The organism is Desulfobacula phenolica, from assembly GCF_900105645.1.
In the GTDB taxonomy this organism is placed as follows: Bacteria; Desulfobacterota; Desulfobacteria; order Desulfobacterales; family Desulfobacteraceae; genus Desulfobacula; species Desulfobacula toluolica.
Genome location: NZ_FNLL01000004.1, coordinates 92,826 through 115,008, shown reverse-complemented (window position 1 = coordinate 115,008; position 22,183 = coordinate 92,826). Strand labels below are relative to the sequence as shown.

General features: G+C 42.1%; 17 protein-coding genes and 1 pseudogene. 9 read left to right on the top strand and 9 right to left on the bottom strand.

Annotated features, from left to right (window positions below; all coding sequences use genetic code 11):
- The first annotated feature begins 2 nt into the window (after positions 1-2).
- From BLT94_RS07725 to BLT94_RS07715, 3 genes are all read left to right on the top strand, one after another.
- Entirely contained in the window at positions 3-464 is a 462-nt protein-coding gene (locus tag BLT94_RS07725) for an OadG family protein (protein ID WP_092232356.1), read from the top strand.
- 42 nt (positions 465-506) lie between these two features.
- The gene (locus BLT94_RS07720; protein WP_092232354.1) at positions 507-1,634 is read left to right on the top strand and encodes a sodium ion-translocating decarboxylase subunit beta; all 1,128 of its coding nucleotides are present in this window, start codon (positions 507-509) and stop codon (positions 1,632-1,634) included.
- Between the two features lie 193 nt (positions 1,635-1,827).
- Complete coding sequence (locus BLT94_RS07715; protein WP_245743035.1) at positions 1,828-2,274, top strand: DUF1285 domain-containing protein; 447 nt, start codon at positions 1,828-1,830, stop codon at positions 2,272-2,274.
- 204 nt (positions 2,275-2,478) lie between these two features.
- Here BLT94_RS07715 and BLT94_RS07710 read toward each other — a convergent pair whose 3' ends face one another.
- Together BLT94_RS07710 and BLT94_RS07705 are read right to left on the bottom strand one after the other, a co-directional pair.
- The gene (locus BLT94_RS07710) at positions 2,479-2,814 is read right to left on the bottom strand and encodes an inorganic pyrophosphatase Ppa (protein WP_092232348.1); all 336 of its coding nucleotides are present in this window, start codon (positions 2,812-2,814) and stop codon (positions 2,479-2,481) included.
- 22 nt (positions 2,815-2,836) lie between these two features.
- Positions 2,837-3,967 carry a DUF362 domain-containing protein gene (locus BLT94_RS07705; protein ID WP_092232345.1) on the bottom strand — a complete coding sequence of 377 codons (1,131 nt, stop codon included), beginning with the start codon at positions 3,965-3,967 and terminating at the stop codon, positions 2,837-2,839.
- A 253-nt stretch (positions 3,968-4,220) separates the two neighbouring features.
- Between BLT94_RS07705 and BLT94_RS07700 the strand changes: the two genes are divergently transcribed.
- A complete protein-coding gene (locus BLT94_RS07700; protein WP_092232342.1) occupies positions 4,221-5,624 on the top strand; it encodes an amidophosphoribosyltransferase in 1,404 nt (467 codons plus the stop codon).
- A 215-nt stretch (positions 5,625-5,839) separates the two neighbouring features.
- On the opposite strand, the gene BLT94_RS07695 is transcribed toward BLT94_RS07700, so the two are convergent.
- Both BLT94_RS07695 and BLT94_RS07690 read right to left on the bottom strand, forming a co-directional pair.
- Positions 5,840-7,876, bottom strand: coding sequence for a TonB-dependent receptor (locus tag BLT94_RS07695; RefSeq protein WP_092232339.1), 2,037 nt, complete (start codon positions 7,874-7,876; stop codon positions 5,840-5,842).
- A gap of 271 nt (positions 7,877-8,147) precedes the next feature.
- The gene (locus BLT94_RS07690; RefSeq protein WP_092232337.1) at positions 8,148-8,933 is read right to left on the bottom strand and encodes a DUF4198 domain-containing protein; all 786 of its coding nucleotides are present in this window, start codon (positions 8,931-8,933) and stop codon (positions 8,148-8,150) included.
- Positions 8,934-9,576: 643 nt separating this feature from the next.
- On the opposite strand from BLT94_RS07690, the gene BLT94_RS07685 reads away from it, so the two are divergent.
- Positions 9,577-11,178 carry an SDR family NAD(P)-dependent oxidoreductase gene (locus BLT94_RS07685; protein ID WP_245743033.1) on the top strand — a complete coding sequence of 534 codons (1,602 nt, stop codon included), beginning with the start codon at positions 9,577-9,579 and terminating at the stop codon, positions 11,176-11,178.
- A 117-nt stretch (positions 11,179-11,295) separates the two neighbouring features.
- On the opposite strand, the gene BLT94_RS07680 is transcribed toward BLT94_RS07685, so the two are convergent.
- Positions 11,296-12,030: a cytidylate kinase-like family protein gene (locus BLT94_RS07680; RefSeq protein WP_092232334.1), complete on the bottom strand. Its 735-nt coding sequence runs from the start codon at positions 12,028-12,030 to the stop codon at positions 11,296-11,298.
- Positions 12,031-12,329: 299 nt separating this feature from the next.
- On the bottom strand, positions 12,330-14,210 hold the full coding sequence (locus BLT94_RS07675) for a Glu/Leu/Phe/Val dehydrogenase dimerization domain-containing protein (RefSeq protein WP_245743031.1): 1,881 nt from the start codon (positions 14,208-14,210) through the stop codon (positions 12,330-12,332).
- A gap of 258 nt (positions 14,211-14,468) precedes the next feature.
- Between BLT94_RS07675 and BLT94_RS07670 the strand changes: the two genes are divergently transcribed.
- Positions 14,469-15,155, top strand: coding sequence for a hypothetical protein (locus tag BLT94_RS07670; protein ID WP_092232331.1), 687 nt, complete (start codon positions 14,469-14,471; stop codon positions 15,153-15,155).
- Positions 15,156-15,298: 143 nt separating this feature from the next.
- Here BLT94_RS07670 and BLT94_RS07665 read toward each other — a convergent pair.
- A pseudogene (locus BLT94_RS07665) lies at positions 15,299-15,787 on the bottom strand (methyl-accepting chemotaxis protein); the annotation flags it as partial.
- A gap of 656 nt (positions 15,788-16,443) precedes the next feature.
- Here BLT94_RS07665 and BLT94_RS07655 point away from each other — a divergent pair.
- Both BLT94_RS07655 and BLT94_RS07650 read left to right on the top strand, forming a co-directional pair.
- Positions 16,444-17,127: a hypothetical protein gene (locus BLT94_RS07655; protein ID WP_092232327.1), complete on the top strand. Its 684-nt coding sequence runs from the start codon at positions 16,444-16,446 to the stop codon at positions 17,125-17,127.
- 3 nt (positions 17,128-17,130) lie between these two features.
- Positions 17,131-18,381, top strand: coding sequence for an IMP cyclohydrolase (locus tag BLT94_RS07650; protein WP_092232325.1), 1,251 nt, complete (start codon positions 17,131-17,133; stop codon positions 18,379-18,381).
- A gap of 85 nt (positions 18,382-18,466) precedes the next feature.
- On the opposite strand, the gene BLT94_RS07645 is transcribed toward BLT94_RS07650, so the two are convergent.
- Complete coding sequence (locus BLT94_RS07645) at positions 18,467-20,446, bottom strand: ribonuclease catalytic domain-containing protein (RefSeq protein ID WP_092232323.1); 1,980 nt, start codon at positions 20,444-20,446, stop codon at positions 18,467-18,469.
- A 115-nt stretch (positions 20,447-20,561) separates the two neighbouring features.
- On the opposite strand from BLT94_RS07645, the gene BLT94_RS07640 reads away from it, so the two are divergent.
- Complete coding sequence (locus tag BLT94_RS07640; RefSeq protein ID WP_245743029.1) at positions 20,562-21,158, top strand: Smr/MutS family protein; 597 nt, start codon at positions 20,562-20,564, stop codon at positions 21,156-21,158.
- On the opposite strand, the gene mltG is transcribed toward BLT94_RS07640, so the two are convergent.
- On the bottom strand, positions 21,159-22,181 hold the full coding sequence (gene mltG / locus BLT94_RS07635; RefSeq protein WP_092232320.1) for an endolytic transglycosylase MltG: 1,023 nt from the start codon (positions 22,179-22,181) through the stop codon (positions 21,159-21,161).
- Positions 22,182-22,183 lie beyond the last annotated feature (2 nt).

Genomic DNA, 22,183 nt, shown 5'->3' with positions numbered 1-22,183 from the left:
GTTTGTACGGAATAGAAGCAATTAATGCCAACAACGGGTGGGCTATTTCCGTTGTCGGTGTATCAATCGTATTTTCAGGCCTGGTCACGCTTTCTTTGGTGATCTCTAGACTCTACAAGGTTCTTGCCTTGTGGGAAAACCCTTCTTTGATCAAAGAGTTTTTTTCGGCAAAAAAGCCGGAAGATGATTTTGAAGAAGTATCGATAGATATACCAGCGGAAATGAAGATAGAGGATATCAAGGATCTGGCTGGTTTCAAGGAAGTTGCCAAACAATTTTCTCTTCTTGTGAGGACAATGGAGGATCATTTTTCATTGTCCAGGCTGCTTCATCTTGCCAAAACCAGTGATTTAAAAGATCCCCATGAGAATTTGAATAATCTTCTGGCAACACGGATAATTATTTCCGATGGAGCAGGGCTTTTCACTTGGGATAAAGAGCGGTTTGATAAAGCTGTTTCATGACGGAATTGATCTGAAGGAATTGATAAGTTAAGAGGACATAATATGGATGCGTTATTTTTAGATTTTTTTCAAAACACAGGTTTTTATCTGTGTGATTACCGTAATATTATCATGATCGTTGTTGGGCTGGTGTTTGTCTATCTCGGCATTGCCAAGGATTATGAACCATTGCTTTTAGTGCCCATCGGATTTGGTATGCTGGTTGGAAACATTCCGATTTTTATTGGGCTGGGATTAGGGATTTATGAACCCAATTCAGTGCTTCATTACCTGTATTTCGGTGTTACCCAGGGTATTTATCCCCCGCTCATTTTTCTGGGGATCGGTGCTATGACTGATTTTTCAACCCTGTTGGCCAGGCCGGTTCTTATGCTGCTGGGTGCGGCTGCCCAGGCAGGTATTTTTATTACATTTTTAGGGGCGCTTGCCCTTGGGTTTGAGCCGCTTGAAGCTGCTTCCATCGGTATTATCGGTGGCGCTGACGGTCCTACCGCTATATTTTTAACGGCAAAACTGGCACCGCATTTGATTGGTCCCATTGCCGTGGCTGCTTACTCTTACATGGCTCTGGTTCCCGTTATCCAGCCGCCGATTATGAAGCTTTTGACAACCCGCAAAGAACGTCTGATCAGAATGGAAGAACCCAGGGAAGTTTCAAAAAGAGAAAAAATTATTTTTCCTGTTGTTGCATTTCTTCTTTGCTGCTTTATAGCACCTGCCGCTCTTCCGCTGCTGGGAATGCTCTGTTTTGGAAATGTTTTAAAAGAGGCTGTTGTAACTGAAAGGCTTGCCAATACGGCAAGAAATTCACTCATTGATATTGCCACCATACTATTGGGACTTACAGTTGGTGCCAGTACCCAGGGTGATGTTTTCCTTACTCCAAGTTCCGTTGGTATCTTTGCTCTTGGCGCGTTTTCATTTGGGCTGGCAACCGCATGCGGTCTGCTTTTTGCAAAATTTATGAATCTGTTTTTAAAATCCAAGATCAATCCGCTGTTAGGAGCTGCCGGGGTTTCTGCCGTACCTGATTCAGCCCGTGTTGTTCAAATCGTTGGTCAAAGAGAAGATCCGACTAACTTTTTGCTGATGCATGCCATGGCACCCAATGTGTCCGGTGTTATCGGATCAGCCATTGCTGCGGGTGTATTATGGAGCCTGATGCTTTGATTTAAATTTGATTTTTTTGACCGGGCCATCCGGAATTTTAGCGGGTGCAAAAATATCTTGTTTTTGCACCCGTTTTTATTCCGGTCAATAATGTTTTAATTGCCTTGTGCTAGTGAGGATGATATCACCGGTGTAATGGTAAGCAAAACGATATAAAATTGTAAAATTGAAGGTGCTATGGATGGTGTCACAAATGCGTAAACAGATTATTGTATCAAAAGAAGAAGCTGTTTTCTGGATGGATAAAAACGGCAACTGGAATAACGAACACGGAAAATTTGAACACCCTAAAATCATAAAATATTTTAATTCATCCATAAAAAAAGATGAAAAGGGTTACTATGTTCACCAGGTAAGCGATGAGGTTGAAGAAAAAGTATATTTTCACTATGAAGATACAGCACTATTTGTGGTTGATATAAAAGAAAAAGAAGGAATGATTTTTGTTTTAAATAATAATGATACAGTTGAGTTTGATTCGGAACAACTTTTTGTCAAAGATGATAACCTCTATTTTCAAACCCCTGAACACATGGTTAAATTTACCCCGCGCGCTTTGTTAAAAATTTCAAAATTCATGGAAGAAAAAAACGGGCAATTGTCTTTTGTCATAAACGGCAAGATTCATCATGTTGAATAAACACATAGCTAAGACCGTTTTCACATGAAAGTCTTAAAAAATTAATAAAGCGACTTTCAATCTTTGTTGTGGGCAAACCAAGGTGAACGAACAAGTCTGCCCGTGGCAGTCATATGAAAGAACTTCTAACTTGTTGGAAGTAGATCTCTTTTGTTTGTTGTGGCAGTTTAATCTGCCATGGCCGTTAGTTGGTATTTGTTGAAATCATCTGCGACGTATCGTATCTACAATAAACGGGGTACATCGAATCGCGATGCTCTGTTTTTTTACCCAGATACGGACCATTGAAACAGATTCACCTTCCAGGTTGGCGATGCTGGGCAGTTCTTCAGCAAAGGCAATATCTTCAACTCTGAATTCATAATAAAAGGTGTTGTCCGTAAACGGGTCGGCAATTAAAATTACCCTGAATTTTTCATATGGATGTTTTCGGGGGGAACCGGAAAATGGAATATGATTTCGTTTATCCAGTGTGTCTGGTTTCCGGTAGGCCTGAATCTCAAATTTTTCTTTGAGTTCAAGAAAATTAATAATGGACATGGGACTCTCCTTATCCGTGATTTTATTTTTTATATGAGAGTGTTTCTAATTTGATCAGTTTGTATTTTCGAGTGCCCAGTTTAAGTTTCTCGGCATACTCCAGTTGATGCTCCCAGTCAACAGACGGATAAAGTCCTTTGAATTTGTCTTCACCCGGATTAAGGTTTGTCGCAAGAACAGTTCCGGGAAGCGCTTGCTGCTGGTTGACAAGGTCGGCACTTGCCTGGTCAATGGCTACAGGGTCGGTGGATGCAAGGACTCCGATATTACTTACAATAGGGGATTCAGTATAAGACAGGCAATCGCATTTAGGGGCAATATCCGTAATAAAATTGATGAAAATTTTTTTATTTTCTTTGTTTTTAAGAACCCCCATGGTGTATTCCATCATTTTTTCCAGGAAAACAGGGACCGTCTGATTCCAGTTGATATTTACAGATTCAGTCGGGCACCTGACAATGCATTCGCCACACCCTATACATTTTTTTTTGTCAATGTAGGCTTTTTTTTCTTCCAGGCATATGGCCCCGGAAGGGCAGTGTTTTTCACATTCTCCACATCCTATACAGGTTTTCCTTTTGATTTTGGGACTCACATTGGAATGCTGATCAAGCTTTCCCCGCCTGGAGGCACATCCCATACCTAAGTTTTTGAGAGTCCCGCCAAACCCGGACAGTTCATGGCCTTTAAAATGGGCCACGGAAACCAGTGCGTCCGCATTGATGATTTCAGAACCGATATAAACCTGTTTGCAGTGTTTCTGGTCAACAGTGACTGGTGTTTCGCCTTTTCCCCTTAATCCGTCGGCAATAATAATGGGGGTGGCGTCCATTGAGGAATAAGAAAATCCGTTTTCAATGGCGGTATGAATGTGAGACACCGAGTCTGATCGCGTTCCCACATACAGGGTGTTGGCATCGGTAAGAAAGGGGGTTGCCTTAAATTCTTTGATTGTCTGGATGATTTTCCGGATAAATACCGGTCTGATATAGGCTGTATTACCCTGTTCGCCGAAATGGATTTTTATGGCAGTCAGATCTTTTTCATTTAAAATGTTTTCAATACCTGCTTTTTTAATCAGTCTTGAAAGCTTTTGGGGAAGATTTTCTCTGGAAGTGGCCTCTAAATCCATATAAAATATATCGGCAGTCATTTTTTTCTCCTGACAGGGGGTATATGGTTCGATTGTAAGAATATATTGTCAATTTAGTTTTGTTCCATACAAACTCTTATTAAATACGTTAATCAGTTGAGAATTACAATATAAAAGCATGTTTCAGTCAGTTTAAAGAGTTTTATTTGTTTGACATCTTAAATAATAATGATTAATTGATCGGGGTGGTATGAAAATAGAAATGTGAACTAGAATGGGAAAGATCAATTTTAAAAAATGAAAGAGAGACATTATGGGCGGTTTTTTCGGCTGTGCTTTTAAAAGGTCGTGTAATAAAGAGCTTTTTTATGGGACAGATTATTTGTCACACTTAGGAACCAAACGAGGTGGCATGGCAACTGTGGATAAAAAAGAATTTCAGAGGACAATTCATAACCTTGAAAATGCATATTTCAGATCAAAATTTGAGTCGGATATTGATAAACTCACTGGAAATATGGGGATAGGGGTCATCAGCGATACCGATTCCCAGCCGATTATCATTCATTCTCATCTTGGAAAATTTGCCGTTGTTACAGTGGGTAGGATTTCAAATCTTGATGAGCTTGCCCAGCAAGCATTTTTACAGAATATTCATTTTGCGGAAACCAGCCAGGGTGAGATCAATCCCTCAGAGCTTGTAGCAATTCTGATAAGCCAGAAAGGGTCTTTTGAAGAAGGCATTGCAAATGCCCAGTCAAAGATTAAAGGCTCCTGTTCAATGCTGATTTTAACCGATTCAGGAATCTATGCTGCCAGAGATAAGTTGGGCAGAACTCCCATTGTGATAGGCAAAGGCGAGGATTCCTATGCAGCCAGTTCAGAATCAAGTGCGTTTTCAAATCTTGGTTTTGAGGTTGAACATTATGTCGGCCCAAATGAAATCATAAAAATAACACCCGAAGGGATTGAACAGGTTCAGCCGCCGGGTAAAGAGATGCAGGTTTGTTCATTCTTATGGGTATACTATGGCTATCCGGCATCTTCTTATGAAGGAATTAATACGGAAAAGGTAAGGTATAATTGTGGTGCGGCCCTGGCCAAAAGAGAAACTGAAAACGTGGATCTTGTAGCGGGTATACCTGATTCAGGTATCGGACATGCCATTGGATTTGCCAATGCCAGCAAGGTTCCTTTTATGCGGCCTTATGTGAAGTACACACCCACCTGGCCCAGAAGCTTTATGCCCCAGAACCAGGACATGAGGGATCTTGTGGCCAGGATGAAACTGATTCCCGTAAGAGAACTTATTGAGGGAAAGCGTATTATATTTTGTGATGATTCCGTTGTAAGGGGCACCCAGTTAAAAGAAAATACACAGATTTTATATGAATATGGTGCAAAGGAAGTTCATATGCGAGTTGCCTGCCCAAGCCTTATACACCCCTGTGAGTTTTTGAATTTTTCAACCTCACGATCAACCCTTGACCTTGCGGGCAGGAAAGCTATTTATGATATTGAAGGAACTGAAGATATTGATTTGACAGATTATGCCGTGGATGGATCTGAAAAACATTCAGCCATGATCGGCAGAATTATTGACCGGTTAAACCTGAGCAGCATCAGGTTCCAGAAACTGGATGATCTGGTTGCTGCCATTGGTCTTCCCAAAAATAAACTTTGTACACACTGCTGGGATGGCTCCAGTTATTTTTAAAGAAATTGCTTGGGTTTATATGTGTTTTGCTTTGTACTCAAGTTTGATTTGCCAGGGGGATAAAAATGGGGATCTGCCGCAGATGAAAAGCGGCAGATCCCAGCAGTAAAAGATTTTTTATGTGAAAGTTTTAAAAAATACTAACAGCGGCTTTCATGTTTTTTTGAGTACAAGCCAAGACAAAATGACAGATCTGCCTGTGGCAGTTATTGACATTAAAATTCATATTTTAATGTCAGGTAAACAGATCTTGGATTACCGACTGCATATTGGTTACCGTTAGAACCTGCCCACACAAATCCGGCATATTTTTTGTCCGCCAGATTTTTTCCATCAAGCGTCACTGTCCATTTCTCATTAAACTGATGGATAATTTTCAGATCAATGGTGCCGTATCCTTCGTAAGAATAAGTATTGGCGGCATTAGTGAAGTACCGGCCAACTTGATTATACCATGCCCGGATCTGGGTTGTTCGCCAGGGAAGGGTATAGTTGACACCTGTTTTCCAGATATGATTTGGTATGTAAGCCAGATCGTTACCAGCATTGGAGCCACCCGTATATTCGGTGTCATGGTATGTATATGATGTGAAAATTTCAACGTCTTGATGGGGAATCAAATTTAACTCTGCCTCATGAATTTTGCGTATGGCATCTCCCTCATATATCCATTCCAGGGTGATATTGTCCTGGGTATACCGTTCCTCTTCCTGTTCTGCGTATGCATATCTTAAAAGAAGCCATTCTACAGGGTTTACCTTGATGCCGGTTTCCCAGAAAAAAAATTCTCGTGAATCCCCCGAATTTTCATCATATTTGCGGGTGCCATAGGGAAGCTGAAAAGTGGTTGCAAAATTTCCGTAAACACTGAACCATTGAAGAGGGGTGATTATGACACCGGACTTCCAGGAGGTGACTTCAAATTTTGTCATGTCTTTTTTTATCAGATCACTGCTGTCGGTTTTATCTCCGTTAAACCAGTCCTGCCGAACACCGGCAAAGATACGCAGGAATTTTACCGGGTCATAATTAGCTTTAAAATACGTTCCGTAATTATTGAAGATATAATCACCATAGGCGGTATTATTTATTCTCATACGGTTTTGAGTATCCCAATTTTCAGTATGATCATCAAATTTCCGATAATCCACTCCCCAGTCAAGTCTCAGATTTTTATTGTTTTTCATGGCAGGTTCCCATGCCAGATTTGTCAGAAAACCATAGGTTCTGTTGTCCCGGAAGCTTTCACTTTGGGATTCCCCCCAGCTTGAAAATCGAGCAAATGAATTGTCCATCATCCAGATTTTTGTTTCAAGCATCATGGCTTGTGTGATATCCAAGTCTATGTGCAATGCCCCTTCGAGGATTTCCTTGTACCCGCCATCATCGGAATCAGAGGCGCTTTGTCGGGGAGTTTTGTCCCATTGCTCCTGGGAAATATATCCTGCAGAATCCCATGTGCCTTTGTAGGCATGTGTGGTAAAACCGATTTCAAGTTCGTCGCTGGGTCTGTAAAACCATTTTCCATAGCCGTTTTTTCTTTCCCGCTGGGAGTGATCCCGCCAACCATCGGTGGAATAATACTCTGCAGAATAGATATGGTTAAATTTGTTGTCCAAATGCTCCTGTCCGATTGATCCATAGAGTTTTTTCGTATCCCAGCTGCCTATGAAAGTTTTGGCCTTTAAAAAATCTCCTCTTTGTCTGGTGTTATAATGAATGACACCAGCCCTGTTCCAGTTTCCATACCGGGCGTCAATGGGGCCTTTTACAACTTCCATGCTCTGGATTTCTTCTGGTGCAAGCTGGTTCAGGTCTGATCCTCCATCTGCACCTTCAAGATGTGTGCTGATGGGAATACCATCAATTGTGATAACTGTGTGGTTTCCGTGGCTCATCATGTCGTGTCCCCTGAGGGTAAACGCATTGGGATAACCGCCGCTGCCATAATCACCAACAGCGATTCCAGGGATTTTTAACAGCAAATCCATGGCATTGTCCACATTTTCATGCTTGATTTTGTCATAGTTGAGAACATCTACTGATCCGGGTAAATCTATCTTAGCCGATACCCCTTTTTGTTCTGTGACAACAATTTCTCCTATGGAAAATGATACATCTGGTGATTTTGAGGTGGTTTTTGTCTTTTCATTTTTTTTATCTGTTTCCTGGCAAAAGGCTTCTTGAATTTGAAAGCTTATGAACAATATAAAACTAAAACACAGTGGTACTAAAAATCGTTTGAATTTCATTTTGATAAGTTCCTTATTAATAGATCATCCCCATTTTTAATGGCTTAATCCTATAAATTTATTATTCAGATATGTTTATAGATTGGGTGTATAAAAAGCCGTTTTATAGCTCATTTTTTTTGTATGCATGCTAATTTTGAATGAATGCTTTTTCTGAAAGTTTGTTCAGCGATCAAAGAGAGGTACAAAAATTGAGTAAACAAAAATAACGGATTTAGATGCACCTATTTAGAACCATTAAATTTTTTTGATTACAAGAGACGCTTTGGGTTTATTTTACCTCAAACATCATATAAGCACGGTAATTTTCATTATCCGCCAGAGGACTTTTGGGGGTGTATTCTTCATGCTTTGCAAAGATCAGCCATTTTCCAGGTTTGTTCAGCTTTATTATTGCCATGCCTTTGGAATTGGTTTTTGTTTCAACCGGTGATTTTGATTTGTTTTTATTATAAGAAAATCCTTCGTAAATTGCAGACACTTGTGTGTTCTCTATCGGTTTGCCCCGGAAAACAACCAGAACCGGCAGGGAGTCGGATGACTTCAGTGTTGACGGATCTTTTTGCGGAATTATTTCAATCTCAAATCCGAGATGATCATCATAGGAATCAGATGATTTTTTGCATTTTAAAAAGGTTTTTATTGATTTGACGTATTTCCAGCCCTTGATGGCACCTGGAACCTCATTTTTTTTTCCGGGCTGCCAGTCTTCCTTTGTTTGGCTCCAGTACCCAGGGCTTGTGGATACGGCACAAACAATATAAGAGCCCTGTCCAGATATTGCAACGTCTGCCAGGGCAGCTTCTGGTGTAGCCCTTGAATAGGCAAGTGGAAATACTCTTCCCATGGGGTTGACCACGAACATCTCAAATTTTGTAACATCCGGGATCTCTTCATTTGTAAAAAATGTATGAGCGGCGGTGAAAGCGGTTTTGACCGTGGTGTTTTCTTTTGGTGAAAAGGTTTCCGGGCTTATCCAGTAGTGGTGTGCAAAGGCATTGGAAAATGAAATTGCAGTCAACGTTATACAAAGGATTAAGGTTCTGATTTTTGGCATAATTATTCTCCATAAATTTTGGTGTGAACATTGTATCAGGGGAAAATATAGTCAGTTATAAAGCATTGAGGGTACCATACCTAAGTTACCGGTCCCCTTTGTTGATTCCCCATGAATTTGATCAATAAAGAATTAAGCCGTTGACCAAAAATCAAGATTCCTCTATAAAATCTTTAAGGATTCCTTTTCAAGGGGATTTCCATGGAGGGCAGCCGCTTATCCTCGCCAGGAAAGGCTGCCCTTCTAATTTGCTTATAATAGTATAGTCACCTAACAAAAAAAAAGCCGGGAAAACAATTATACACTCATTGTATAATGCCTTCCTGGCTATATTGCTTATTTAAAAAATACTAGTTTTTTCCAGATTTCATATCTGAATTTATTAGCCTATTTTAGTATATAATAATAATTGTCATGTCAAGTATTAATTGTTGGTATTAATTGTTTAGGATTGATTTGGACTCTTGTTTTTTTTATCGTGCATTATTATTGAATTTAAGTATTTATTAATACTCCGGCATTTGGTTTGTGTTGATATTCGTGATAAGTTTGATTGACAAATTCATTGAAAATCTATAATAATTTCATTCTTTTAAACAAGGTCACTATGTGTTTTGGACCGGAACTAAGGATGTAATATAAGGTGAGCAATATCAGTACAAATCCTAATCATACAAATCTCAATGGTACAGATACAATGAACAAAGACGAACTGGAAATTCTGGCAGCCTTGCGCAGTTGTATTCCTTTTTTGGAAAAACTTGCGGACCGGTCTGAACTTCTGGCTTGCCTGCCGGACCCAGAAAGGATTGCCCTGATCACTGCGGCCGGAAAAATATCCAGGCCTGACCGGGCGGAAATTAAAAAACGCAAAAAAGACAGAAAACGACAAAAGCGCCTTGCCATTGTGGAAAAAGAGCGTCGGATGAGAGCGGGTACAGGGATTCGCAAGGCCAGGCAAACTGATGTTTTTATCGCTCCACGGCAGATTTCATTCCAGGAAAGGCAAACCGATAAAAAAGCAAATGAACAGCATCTGGAAACACCGAGGAACTGCTATGTGTGCAAAGCTGAATTTACACGGCTGCATCATTTTTATGATGCCATGTGCCCGGAATGTGCGGAACTCAATTATCAGAAACGTTTCCAGACGGCATCCTTAAAAGGGCAGGTGGCATTGATAACAGGCTCACGGCTAAAGATCGGTTACCAGGCCACCTTGATGATGCTCAAGGCCGGGGCAAGGGTGATTGCCACCACCCGTTTCCCCAACGACTCTGCCCTTCGGTTTTCCAGGGAGCCTGATTTTTCCCAATGGGGACACAGGCTCCAGGTTTACGGGCTGGATCTTCGCCACACCCCCAGTGTGGAGTTGTTTTGTGATTATATCAAGCAAAACTATCAGCGCCTGGATATTCTCATCAACAATGCAGCCCAGACAGTAAGGCGGCCACCCGGGTTTTATGCCCATCTCATGGAAAATGAAACAGCAGCGGTGACCCAGTTGCCAAAGGATGCCCAGTCACTTCTGGGTCAGTACCAGACCTGTATTTCCCGGCTGGAATACGGGCAGACAGAAAATGTGGGTACGGAAAAGGCACTGCCTGTTACCTGGAACGGCACTGCGCCCGGCGTGGGTTTGCGCATGTCTGCCCGGTTGTCCCAGATTCCTTATTCCTATGATCATACCCTGGATGTGCCAAAGGCCTTTCCCGCAGAAAAGCTGGATGCAGACCTCCAGCAGGTGGATCTTCGGAAAACCAATTCCTGGCGGTTGAGGCTGGGGGATATCCAGACTTCGGAAATGCTGGAAATTCAACTGGTCAATTCCGTGGCTCCTTTTGTTTTGTGCAATCGGCTGGCAGATTTGATGAAACATGATTACACAGGTCAAAAGCACATTGTCAATGTTTCTGCCATGGAAGGCAAGTTCTTGAGGTTTAAAAAAGGCAGTCGACATCCCCATACAAATATGGCAAAGGCTGCATTGAACATGCTCACCCATACGGCAGCAAGTGATCTGGCCAAATACGGGATTTTTATGAATGCCGTGGATACAGGCTGGGTAACGGATGAAGATCCTGCTGTCCTGGCAAGACTCAAACAAGACCGCCATGATTTTCAGCCGCCCCTTGATATTGTGGACGGTGCAGCAAGGATCTGCGACCCGTTTTTCCACGGCATCCTGACGGGAAAACACTGGTGCGGTAAATTTTTAAAGGACTATTTTCCCATTGACTGGTAAAATCATATAGCAGCAACCGGGTTATCAAGGAGGGCAAACCCTGCAATGGCCTTGTCCTTCAAAAGGGCAAGAGTGATACTCCTGCCCTTTTAATGAAGGTGCCGGTTTTTGATGGTATTATCCGAACTTTTGTTCATAAGCGCATGCCACTATTTTAGCTGCCTGAGCTGCCCCGCTGATATGATCCCGGTTGATCACCAGGTCAAATTCTTCGACAGGGGCTTCTTTTTTTTGATAAACAGTCTTGAAAAATTGATGTTGTTCATTATCAATGACCTTTAATTGTTTTTCAGCCTTTGACGGATCAATATCCATCATTTTGGCCAGACGTTCCACCCGGTATTCCTTGCTGCAGATAAATCTTACCGCCAAAACAGTTTGACGGGGAAGGATCAGATGGGTTCCCCGGCCCACAAAAATAGTGGGTTTGGTATTGGCCAGGGCCGTGACGGTCTTTACCAATTGCCGTGCATAATCACTTTTTATAAAGGTTTTTTCATTGATGAGCATGGAGAACAACTCACTCATTTTTCCGGGGTAACGTTCATCATAAAATCCAATTATTTTTTGTGTCAGATTGGTATCCTGCGCCATATGCTCCAGGATTTCCCTGTCAATCACACGATAGTGAATGATTTCAGACAGAAGGTCTGCAATTTCCAGCGCCCCCACTCCGATTTGTCGTGAAAAACAAATATTATGGTATGTTGCCGGGGTTTTTTCTTCCTGTTTTTTGTTTTCCTGATTTTTGTTCCATTCTTTGATATTCGCATCTGTCCAGGCTGCGGCACTCAGTCTTTTTTTGCCATAATATCCAGGTTTATAACCGGTTTCTTCTGAAATTTGATTCATTTTTTTCTCCTTACATGAATAAATATTTACCACCCCAACAAACAGGTTTTTTTGACACCTGTGATTTATAAGAGCAATAACAGTACCAATGCTTCGGAATAATAGAAAAAATAAGGCAAACAAATCCCGGATGGCATTGAAACACTATGTGTTGGGGATAAGTGTTGGGGCTAAAAATTTTGGATAAGAAATGGTGACATTAAAAAAAAAATGAATTGGCAAGTCAAGTTGCTTAACATGCTGGAAAGCAACCTGACAAGCGATTGTTCTTTGGCGGATGCGGACTGAGATTTTTTGTTTCATGGTTTCATGGTTTGCAACAGCCTGAATAGGGTCTGCCTGGCCAGAATGTCACCTGAAATAAATCCAACGACTTTGTTTTCTTCAACAATGGGCATTGCGGAAATTTCATGGTGTTCCAGCTTTCGGATACAGTCAATAATGGTGGCATCAGGATGGTTGGTGATGACATCAGCCGTCATAACGCGGGTTAAAGGGGAATCCATGGGCAGGTTTGATGCCATGGCTTTGGTAATGTCCCAGTTGGTCACAATGCCTATGAGTTTGCCGTTTTCAGATACGATGTTAACAATTGGAGCATGAGCATCTACTAATAAACGGGCTGCATCTGTCATGTTTTTATCAACGCCTATGGTAGGCGCATTTTCCATGACATCCCGGGCTGTTCTTGATTTTTCCATGGAGGCAATCCGCTGGACACTTATTTGTTCTGCAATTTCACAGGGCAGGCTGTCGGCATCCTTGCAAAGGCCGTCAATGAGTTCTTTCATGTTTCGCCGGATAACTGTTTCAAGTTTTTCAACTGCAGCTTTTCTGCGGCGTTCCGCAAGCGTTTCAAACTCATCCCGGTTTTTTTCAAGCCAGCCTTTAATGGCGGTTGAGTTGCCTAAAATATCTTTTGGAATAAGCAGGTGATCCGGTGTGGGAATAATCCTTTCATGGGCCGCATAAATGACTCCTCCCGAGTTCACCAGGTAATCTGTTGCAATCAGAACGCCTTTGTCCCTGTAGACATGACGTTCCATCCTTTTGCGCTCGGCTTTTCTTGCCGGGTTCGGTGAATAGGTGTTGGCTCCTTCGACAATGATCTGCCAGGTACCCATCCTGTCGGTTGTCATGGCGGGGTTGCTCGAGGCATCCACATCCAGATAATTAAATACTGGCGAGGCAGGAATCATGCAAAACGCGGATTCGGTTAAAAGGTTGTTGCAGGAGTTGGAAAATACCATTCGGTTTAAATCAGGGGTCTTATTGTGCAGGATGTGATCATGGAAATATTTTTGTGTAACGGCACCCACCTTTTTCCACATGTCAAACAGCTGTTTCCATGGCAGGCCCTTTGAATTTAAAAGATAACCATTTTCGTCACTGATTCCTTTGATAACAGGACAGTTGTCCTGGTCATACTCATGGAAAAGCCTTGCCACGTTGGCACCTACAGCACCGAATCCCTGGATAATAATATCCAGGTCAGACGGTTTGGGGATGATCAGGTTTTTAAACTGGGGCAATTGTTTCAACCGGGGAAGTTGTTCGAGCAGTGCTTTTGTGGCCACCACAATGCCGTTGGCGGCTCCTCCCAGTTCATCAATCCGGTTGCCGCCCATATCTGCCGGTTTTGAGACCACATTGTTCAGGCCGTTTTCAATGGCAAAGGTTTTCATGTCCGCATCATTGGTTCCCACATCCGGACCCGGGATATACATTTTTTTGTACCGCCGTAACAGCCTGGCAAATCCTTTGATTACCTCATACCGATCTTCCTTGCTAAGATTTTCAGGCCGGATAATACCTGATTTGCCACCTCCAAAGGGAAGATCGGCAGCGGCATTTTTAAGGGTCATACCCCTTGCCAGGTTATGGATGGTATCCGGGGTGATGTCCGGCAACATCCTTGTTCCACCCATGGAGGGCTGCCCCATGGCAAGGTTGTCCACCACAAGAAATCCGCCGATTTCCACAGGGCTCTCATCATTCCACATGCAGGATACCAGCCGTGGCCCCAAGCGGTCCACTTTAATCCCCAAGCGCTGAAGACGGTCAACATCCAGAGGGCCGAACTCAAGGAATCTGAAAGGACCATCCTTGATCAGGCGGTTTTTCCAGATAAGGTCGGGCAGGGCATCGTGCAGAAACTGATGCATTCTTGATGGAATCATATTTTATATCCTTTTTTTGTATTCAAACCAGTTCTTGTATTCAAACCAGTTTTTTTATCCAAGTCAGGGCAAGAAATTTGACTGTTTCAATAAATTAGAGTAACTGCCAAGGGCAGAGTTGTTATTTCGCCTTGTTTTGCTCACAATAAAACATGAAAGTCACTGTTTGAATTTTTTAATATTTTCATATACAAATGCAATGCAATACAAAATTAATTTAAAAATAATCAAGTTTGTCAAAAAAATAAAGAGTTTTAAATGAAAAAGCAAATGAGTAATCCCGGTATTGAACGGTTGAAAAAAATTTATTCGCTTTATGATGAAGCCATGGATCATATGGAGGGGGTATGCCAAAAAAAATGTTCGTCCTGCTGTACCTGTAATGTCACCCTGACAACACTTGAGGCTGAATTTTTGATTGAGGCTTTAACCCAACGGGAAAAAAAAGAGCTTCAGGCCCGGATCAACCATTGTTTTCCACAAAAAAGATATATTCCAAAGATGACTACAAACAGGTTTGCCCGGCTGTGTGTTGAAGGCAAAGAAGTTCCTGAAGAAGAAAATGACCCTTCCTGGGGAAAATGCCCATTGCTTGCGGATGACTTGTGTGTCTTGTATGAGGTCCGCCCCTTTGGCTGTAGGGCATTGATGTCCCAGGTCCATTGCAGTGAAAAAGGGTATGCACAGGTCCCGCCTATTGTTTTGACATTCAATACCCTTTTTTCACAAGTCATCGAGCATGTGGATGAAAATGGATTTTTTGGGAATTTATCCGACATGCTGACTCTGTTTCTCTCGGACAACACTTTTATGAGATTTTCAGATCCAGCCGGGATACCTGATGACGGCAGATTCGTTTTTAATGAAAAAATACCGGTTTTAATGATCCCGCTCGAGCATCGAGAAAGGGTTAAGTCTTTTTGGAAGAAGCTTTCTTCCCTTTAGATGTTCTTTTAATTTTAAACAAACATCAGCGGCAAAAAAGCTTCTAACTCGGTAATGACTGCCTTGATTAAAAATCTTTAAAGCTGTCATCGTCATCAAATGGTATCATTTGTTCCGGTCGTATTGCTTTTGCAGCATGGGCCAGCATTCTGCTGGCCCACCTTGTCCATTTCACTGATGGCGATATTAATCTTTTCAATGCCATTGGCATGATCCTCGGATGCTCTAAAAATTTTCGCAACTATCTGTCCAACCTTGCCCGTACTTTCCGCTTCCGTGCCAAAGGCTTCACTGGTGATAGACACAAGGGTTGACACGTCATTCATTTTTTTGACAGTGCCTTCAATGAGTGCTGCTGTGTTTTTTGCAGCATTTGCCGCTCTCATGGCAAGATTTCTTACTTCATCGGCTACAACAGCAAAGCCTGCTCCCGCTTCCCCTGCTCTGGCTGCTTCTACAGCGGCGTTCAATGCAAGCAAATTTGTCCGGAACGCTATTTTATCTATGGTTTTTATGATTTTAGAGGTTTCTTTGCTGGCCCTGGAAATATCTTCCATGGAATGGGTGAGTTGATCCATGGATGCATTGGCTGTTTTTATTCTTTGATTTGCTTCTTTCATCAGAGCATTCGCATTTCCGGCATGTTCTGCTTTGAGAGTTGCTTTCTGTGTGAAGTTTTCAACTTTTTTTAAGAATTGTTCCAATTCATGGTCAAGGTTTTCTTCTTCTGTTTCTATTTTTTCTGCCAGTGCTTCTGCTTCATGAATTTTGCCTTTATTGATCAGGGTAAATACTTGGTGGACATGTTCTTGATAGCTGGTATGGTATTTTTCAATAGCCTTCAGGGAGTTATTAATTTTTTTACATTATTCCCGGGCTTCTTCAGTGTTGGCGGTTTTAGCAGCATGTTCAGCAAGACTCTCACCCTGTTTCAGTTCCTGGTCAACAGCTTGGGCAAGAAGTTTAAATTCTTTTTCAGCATGTTCAAGTCCCTAATCAAGGTGATTTTAACCTCACATTCATGACACGACGGATGTCGTTGTTAATGACGCCGGAATATGTCGTTATTCTTCAAAGACCGGAATAATTATCCGGGGTCATATGGACCGGAAAATTTTCTCTTTTAATAAAGTAGCGAAGGTTAAGATCCTCAACAATAGTGCGATCGAACGACCCTTATCCACTCCGCCGATGTATAGAAACTTGACTTTAAGGGGTTAATTATATTATTTATCTGGATCATAAAAAGAAAAATATTAACTGTTTACAATAAATCTAAGGAAAAATTATGGGCAAGAATGTGGTCGAAAAAATTGATGACCAGGTGAAAATCAAGACTATTCTGGTGAGTGTGTCTGATAAATCCGGTTTGGACACCTTTATTCCGGGGCTGATCGATTTAAACCCGGAGATTTTGATCCTGTCAACCGGCGGAACTTATGGCAAGATAAAAGAGATTTTAGGGAAAAAAGCCGATACATGTTTAAAACAGGTGTCTGACTATACAGGCCAGCCGGAAACTCAGGGGGGGCTTGTCAAAACCCTTGATTTTAAAATTTATCTGGGTCTGTTGACGGAAACCTATAATGCTGCCCACCAGGACGATTTAAAAAGAACCGATGCCAGTGCCATTGACATGGTAGTTGTGAATCTTTATCCGTTCAGTGAAACCATTGCCAGGGAGGGGGTAACCTGTGAAGATGCCAGGGGTAATATTGATATTGGCGGCCCTACAATGATCCGTGCATCTGCCAAAAATTTTATCCGGGTGGCATCGGTGGTTGATCCTGCCACATATCCGGCTATACTGGAAAATCTTAAAGTCAATAACGGAGCTTTATCTCTTGAAGACAGGTTTGGGCTTGCCCAGAAAGCGTTTGAGCATACAGCAATCTATGACCGCACCATTGCTGATTATTTGGCCGCAAGATCTATCAACGACATTAAATCATGCTATACATCAGGAGAATAAACCATGTCCAAAGATCTCAAACAAATGTATAAGACAATTATGGATGATCATTTCACCCCGCAGCTGGAGGTCTCTTTTGTGGATGGTGACAACCGGCAGACCCTGTTTTATGAAAAGGTGTCATGGGTAATTGACGGGGTTAACAAGGGGTTGCGTTATGGTGAAAATCCAGGACAGGAAGCGGCACTTTACCGGCTTGTCAACGGAAATCTCGTTTTGGGGGATGCCCGAACCATTGTTCCTGGCAAATATCTGGTGTCTGACATTGAACTGCTTCAATCCGGCAAGCATCCTGGTAAAACCAATCTGACCGATTCAGACAATGCATTGAATATTTTGCGATATTTTACAGATACCCCCTGTGCCGTGATTGTCAAACATAACAACCCCTGCGGGGCTGCAAGGGCACAGAGTCTTGAAGATGCATATAACAAAGCTTATATGGCAGACCGCGTGGCTGCTTTTGGCGGCACTATTGCGTTGAACAAGGCGGTGGATAAGGCCACGGCCGAGGCCATTGCCAACCAGTATGCAGAAGTTGTGGTGGCCCCGGAATTTGAAGACGGGGTCATTGACATCCTTGGAGCCCGGAAAAACTTGCGTGTGATCAGGATCAATGCAATTGATAAGCTCCAGAGTTTTATCGGCGAACGGGTCATTGATTTTAAAACCCTTATGGACGGTGGGATGGTAGCCCAGTGGTCTTTTGTACCCCAGACCCTGTCTGAAAAAGATCTGGTTGTGGCATCCACCGAATACAAGGGGAAAACATACACGGTCAACCGTGAACCCACCCCCCAGGAATACGAAGACATGCTGTTCGGATGGCTTGTGGAATCCGGTATTACATCCAATTCCGTGATTTATGTGAAAGACAATGTCACCGTCGGGATCGGCACTGGTGAGCAGGACAGGGTAGGTGTGGCGGAAATCGCCGTTGACAAGGCTTATCGAAAACTGGCTGACCGGTACTGCTTTGAACGGTATCAGGTCTCTTTTGCGGATTTAACGGATGCTGATAAGAAAGTCCAGATTGAAAAGGATGTAAAGGACGTCAAAGGCGGTCTGATCGGATCTGCCATGGTGTCTGATGCATTTTTTCCCTTCCGGGATGGTATTGACGTGGGACTGCGGCAGGGAGTCAAATCCGTTGTTCAGCCCGGCGGATCTTTAAACGATTACCAGTCCATTGAAGCGTGTAATGAAAATGATGCAACAATGGTTTACACAGGTCAGAGAAGTTTTAAACATTAAGATTTGACATTTCATTTGTTTGGAGCCGGAATTTCAACAACAAAAACTTCCGGCTCTATTATCTTTACTCAAAACCCAATTTGAATTATAAGAATAAAGACAACTGGTCTCTTCTGGCGTCGGCATGCTGGATGGTCACCTGAATGATATCCCCGTGCTTGAGTTTGACGCCGCTTACAGGAAGCTTTGCTTCATACATGAATTCCTTGATCAGCACGTTATAATGATCTCTGTGACAGTCAAGCACCAGTGCTTCATAAGTGTTGCCCCTCTTGGATTCCAGGTACTTGATGATCCAGTATCGCTTTCTTGAAGCCTGTACTCGGCCTGCATTTGCAATGGCTACGGAAATGGACTGTAGAATCGTTTCAAGTTCGGTCTTGGTATAAGCTTTGTCATAACCGAAAATGGACTTTATCTGCCGCTGGGTCAGCAGATCATGATATCTTCGTATGGGGGAGGTTGCCGTGGCATAGGCTTTGACACCAAGGCCCGAATGGATATCCGGCTCGGTTCCGATTATGGCCCGGCTCAATTGTTTTCTTTGCATGAAATTTAAGATCAAAGAGGTTTCAATGCCTTTGAAGAGACGTTGTTTCGGTTGGGCCTGGGATCGGAAAACAGCAGGGACATTATTGGATGCAAGAAATTCTGCCATCAGGGAATTGGCAAAGATCATCATTTCAGAGATTAGCATGCGGGACGGATTTTCCCGATCAATTTTTAAATATCCAATCTCCTGATTTTCCTCGAGCCATACATTTACTTCCGGCAGGGTAATCTGAGTTGCACCTGCCTTAAGTCTTTTTTCCCGCAGGCGGATGGCTATTTTATAAAGAGTGGTAATGGGGTCATCCTTGCCGTTTAACAGGTTTGCCTCGGAATAGCTCATCTGCTTGTGAACCTTGATGATACTGGGTACAATTTTGTAATCCCTGATTTCAAAAAAACGGCTTAGTTTAATAATGGTACTGATACCCGGTCGTATTTCGTTTTCTTTAAGGCTGCAAAGATCCTCGGAAAGATTGGGCGGGATCATGGGAAGTTTGTCGTCCGGCATGTAAATGGAACTGGCACGCTCCCGTGCCGCAAGATCAATTGGATCATCGGATTTAATATAGGCATCCACATCAATAATATGGATACCCAGTGTATACCCGGATTCGGTATTCTCAAGGCTGATGGCATCATCAAAATCAAGTGTGGACTGGCCGTCAATAGTGATCAACGGAAGGTTCGTCAAATCCTTTCTTAACGGGTCATCAAAAAAGTTAATCCGGGTACGGGCCAGGTTTTTTTCCTGGTCCATTACATTTTTGGAAAAGACAGTGGGAATTTGCATGGCCAACAAATCGACATTTATATTTTGATCCCAGATGCCTGCCTTTACAAAGATATTAAACAATTGTTCAGGTGAATTTATAGATGATTTTTTGATGATCTGTTTGGCAGTCATATAGGAAGCGCAATTGTTGTTAAACAGGTAATAGGATTTTAATATATCAATAATTTCCTGATCACACTCAGTGTTACTGCCGTTTTTATTGTTCAAGACATCATTGATCCAGGCCGCGCCTTTCCGAATCAGGAGTTCTCTTTTTTCTTCCTCTTTGATCTGTCTTTTTTTAGCTTCAACCTGTTGAGGGGTATACGGAGTGAAAATAATCTTGTTGAATTTAAAATACAGGTTGTCATGAAAAAAGGCCCGGATAACAGCTGCTTCATGGTCGCAGGTCAGGGGGGGGTCAAAGCAGAAAAGGGTCATGGTCGGAATATCAATGTCTTCCGATTCTTCATGAAGCAGTTCCCATAATTCCCTGATGTTGATGGTTTCGGATAGTTTTTTACGGTTTTGTGTGAGCTGTTTTAATTGGATAACGATGCTATCCCTTGGCACATGGGTATCGAGACATGTCTGTGATACATGTGATAGCCTTTTTTCGGAAGAATTGACTTCCCGATTATTTTCGGTCAGTAATCTTAATTTGCCTTTTGTTTCCTGTATGATAACCGCTGAAATAATTTTCTGCTGGTCAATATACTCTACAATGTTCCCTGTATTCATGATTTCGACCATAGCAGGAAGGGGGGGGATTGTCAAATAACAGGTGCTTGAAAATCTTGAAAATTATCATAACATATTATAAAACAATGCCATGAAAAACAAAGGGAAAAAACATTTGAAAAAGCGGAATAAAAATGATCTGCCTGTTTTTGATTCCAACCATGATTTTTTGAAGGAATTTGAAAAAAAGGAGGAGGCAAAGACAGGGGGGGCGGAAAATACCATTGATTGCGGTGAAAAAAATAAAGTTGACAAGCATGGTATGCCGGTGCTGGATGCCCTGTCTGTAGAACATGACTTTACTGAGGTTTCAAGCAGGGAAGAGTTTATCCAATTACTGGAAGCCTCTTTTAAAAAAGGGAAAGCAAAACCGGTAAAGAAACCGCCCTCCGTGCCGGTCAAAAAAAGATTGAAGAGGTATCCTCCGGTTGAAATTGAGTTGGATCTTCATGGTTATACTGCCATTGGTGCCCAGGTCAAAGCCCAGTCCTTTATTCATACCTGCAAGCAGCAGGGAATTTTTACCTTAAGAATCATTGTTGGAAAGGGTCTTCATTCAGATATAGGGCCTGTGTTGCCCGATGTTGTAGAGGATGTATTGCAGGAGTTGAAAAAGCAGGATCTGGTGATCTGGTATGAATGGGATAAAAAAAAGAAATCAAAAAGTGGTGCTGTGATTGTTTATATAAAACACTTTGAACGTTTTGAATGATTATTTTTTTCTTAACTGGTACTTTTTAACCGCCTGATTGTGGGCCTGGATTGTTTTTGAAAATTGATGGGTAGTGTCTTTTTTAGACACAAAAAAAAGATACTCGGTTTGCGCCGGGTATAAGGCTGCCTGCAATGACAGGGCGCCGGGGTTTGCAATGGGACCCAAGGGAAGCCCTTTGATTTGGTAGGTATTATATGGGGTGACCGTCTTCAGGTGTTTTCTTTTAATGTTGCCGTCAAAATTTTTTATGCCGTATATAACGGTTGGATCACTTTGCAGGCGCATGTTTTTTTTCAAACGGTTGTGAAATACAGAAGATATCAAGGGTCTTTCCGATGCATCCCCGGTTTCTTTTTCAATAATTGATGCAAGCGTGACAATGTCATGGACACAAAATCCCATGGTTTTTGCCCGGGTCTGCCATTTTTCAGTAAAAACGGTTTTAAAATGTTCGACCATAGTGGTAATGATATCTTCACAGGATGCGGCATTAGGAAAAAAATAGGTGTCCGGGAAAAGGTATCCTTCAAGGGTTGTGGATTTGATGCCTATAGAGCGGATAAATGTTTTGTCACGGCACAGTGCCATAAATTTTGACTGAGTACAAAAATCAGCCGTTTCAACCAAAGCGGCTACCTCTCGTATATTCAGGCCTTCCGGAATGGTGATCCGGTGTAATTTTACTTTCCCTGTTAAAAATATCTCAAGGATTTGTTCCGGTGATTTAGAGCCTGACAGGCTATATTCTCCGGCCTGAAGCTTTTTATCGGCTTTTTTAAATTTTGTGAAGACAATAAAATATGTTTGACTGGATATGACGGCTTCTTTTTCAAGGTTTTTAGCAATGCTTTTAAGGCTTTGACCGGGCTTGACAGTAAACAGCTTTTCTTTGGCCAAAGGGTTGAAGGGGGTTTTCATAAAAGAGGATATTTCAAGAAAAAAAAATCCCGCACAGCCAAACAGGCAGACAAAAAAAATGAAACTGAATATAATGATAATTTTTGATTTAGTTTTGACCATAT

What these genes read in the sequence shown, in the direction of transcription:
- BLT94_RS07720 (WP_092232354.1), top strand. Translation starts at nt 507, where the DNA reads ATGGATGCGTTATTTTTAGATTTTTTTCAAAACACAGGTTTTTATCTG.
- BLT94_RS07715 (WP_245743035.1), top strand. Translation starts at nt 1,828, where the DNA reads ATGCGTAAACAGATTATTGTATCAAAAGAAGAAGCTGTTTTCTGGATG.
- BLT94_RS07710 (WP_092232348.1), bottom strand. Translation starts at nt 2,814, where the DNA reads ATGTCCATTATTAATTTTCTTGAACTCAAAGAAAAATTTGAGATTCAG.
- BLT94_RS07705 (WP_092232345.1), bottom strand. Translation starts at nt 3,967, where the DNA reads ATGACTGCCGATATATTTTATATGGATTTAGAGGCCACTTCCAGAGAA.
- BLT94_RS07700 (WP_092232342.1), top strand. Translation starts at nt 4,221, where the DNA reads ATGGGCGGTTTTTTCGGCTGTGCTTTTAAAAGGTCGTGTAATAAAGAG.
- BLT94_RS07695 (WP_092232339.1), bottom strand. Translation starts at nt 7,876, where the DNA reads ATGAAATTCAAACGATTTTTAGTACCACTGTGTTTTAGTTTTATATTG.
- BLT94_RS07690 (WP_092232337.1), bottom strand. Translation starts at nt 8,933, where the DNA reads ATGCCAAAAATCAGAACCTTAATCCTTTGTATAACGTTGACTGCAATT.
- BLT94_RS07680 (WP_092232334.1), bottom strand. Translation starts at nt 12,030, where the DNA reads ATGAATCAAATTTCAGAAGAAACCGGTTATAAACCTGGATATTATGGC.
- BLT94_RS07675 (WP_245743031.1), bottom strand. Translation starts at nt 14,210, where the DNA reads ATGATTCCATCAAGAATGCATCAGTTTCTGCACGATGCCCTGCCCGAC.
- BLT94_RS07670 (WP_092232331.1), top strand. Translation starts at nt 14,469, where the DNA reads ATGAAAAAGCAAATGAGTAATCCCGGTATTGAACGGTTGAAAAAAATT.
- BLT94_RS07655 (WP_092232327.1), top strand. Translation starts at nt 16,444, where the DNA reads ATGGGCAAGAATGTGGTCGAAAAAATTGATGACCAGGTGAAAATCAAG.
- BLT94_RS07650 (WP_092232325.1), top strand. Translation starts at nt 17,131, where the DNA reads ATGTCCAAAGATCTCAAACAAATGTATAAGACAATTATGGATGATCAT.
- BLT94_RS07645 (WP_092232323.1), bottom strand. Translation starts at nt 20,446, where the DNA reads ATGAATACAGGGAACATTGTAGAGTATATTGACCAGCAGAAAATTATT.
- mltG (WP_092232320.1), bottom strand. Translation starts at nt 22,181, where the DNA reads ATGGTCAAAACTAAATCAAAAATTATCATTATATTCAGTTTCATTTTT.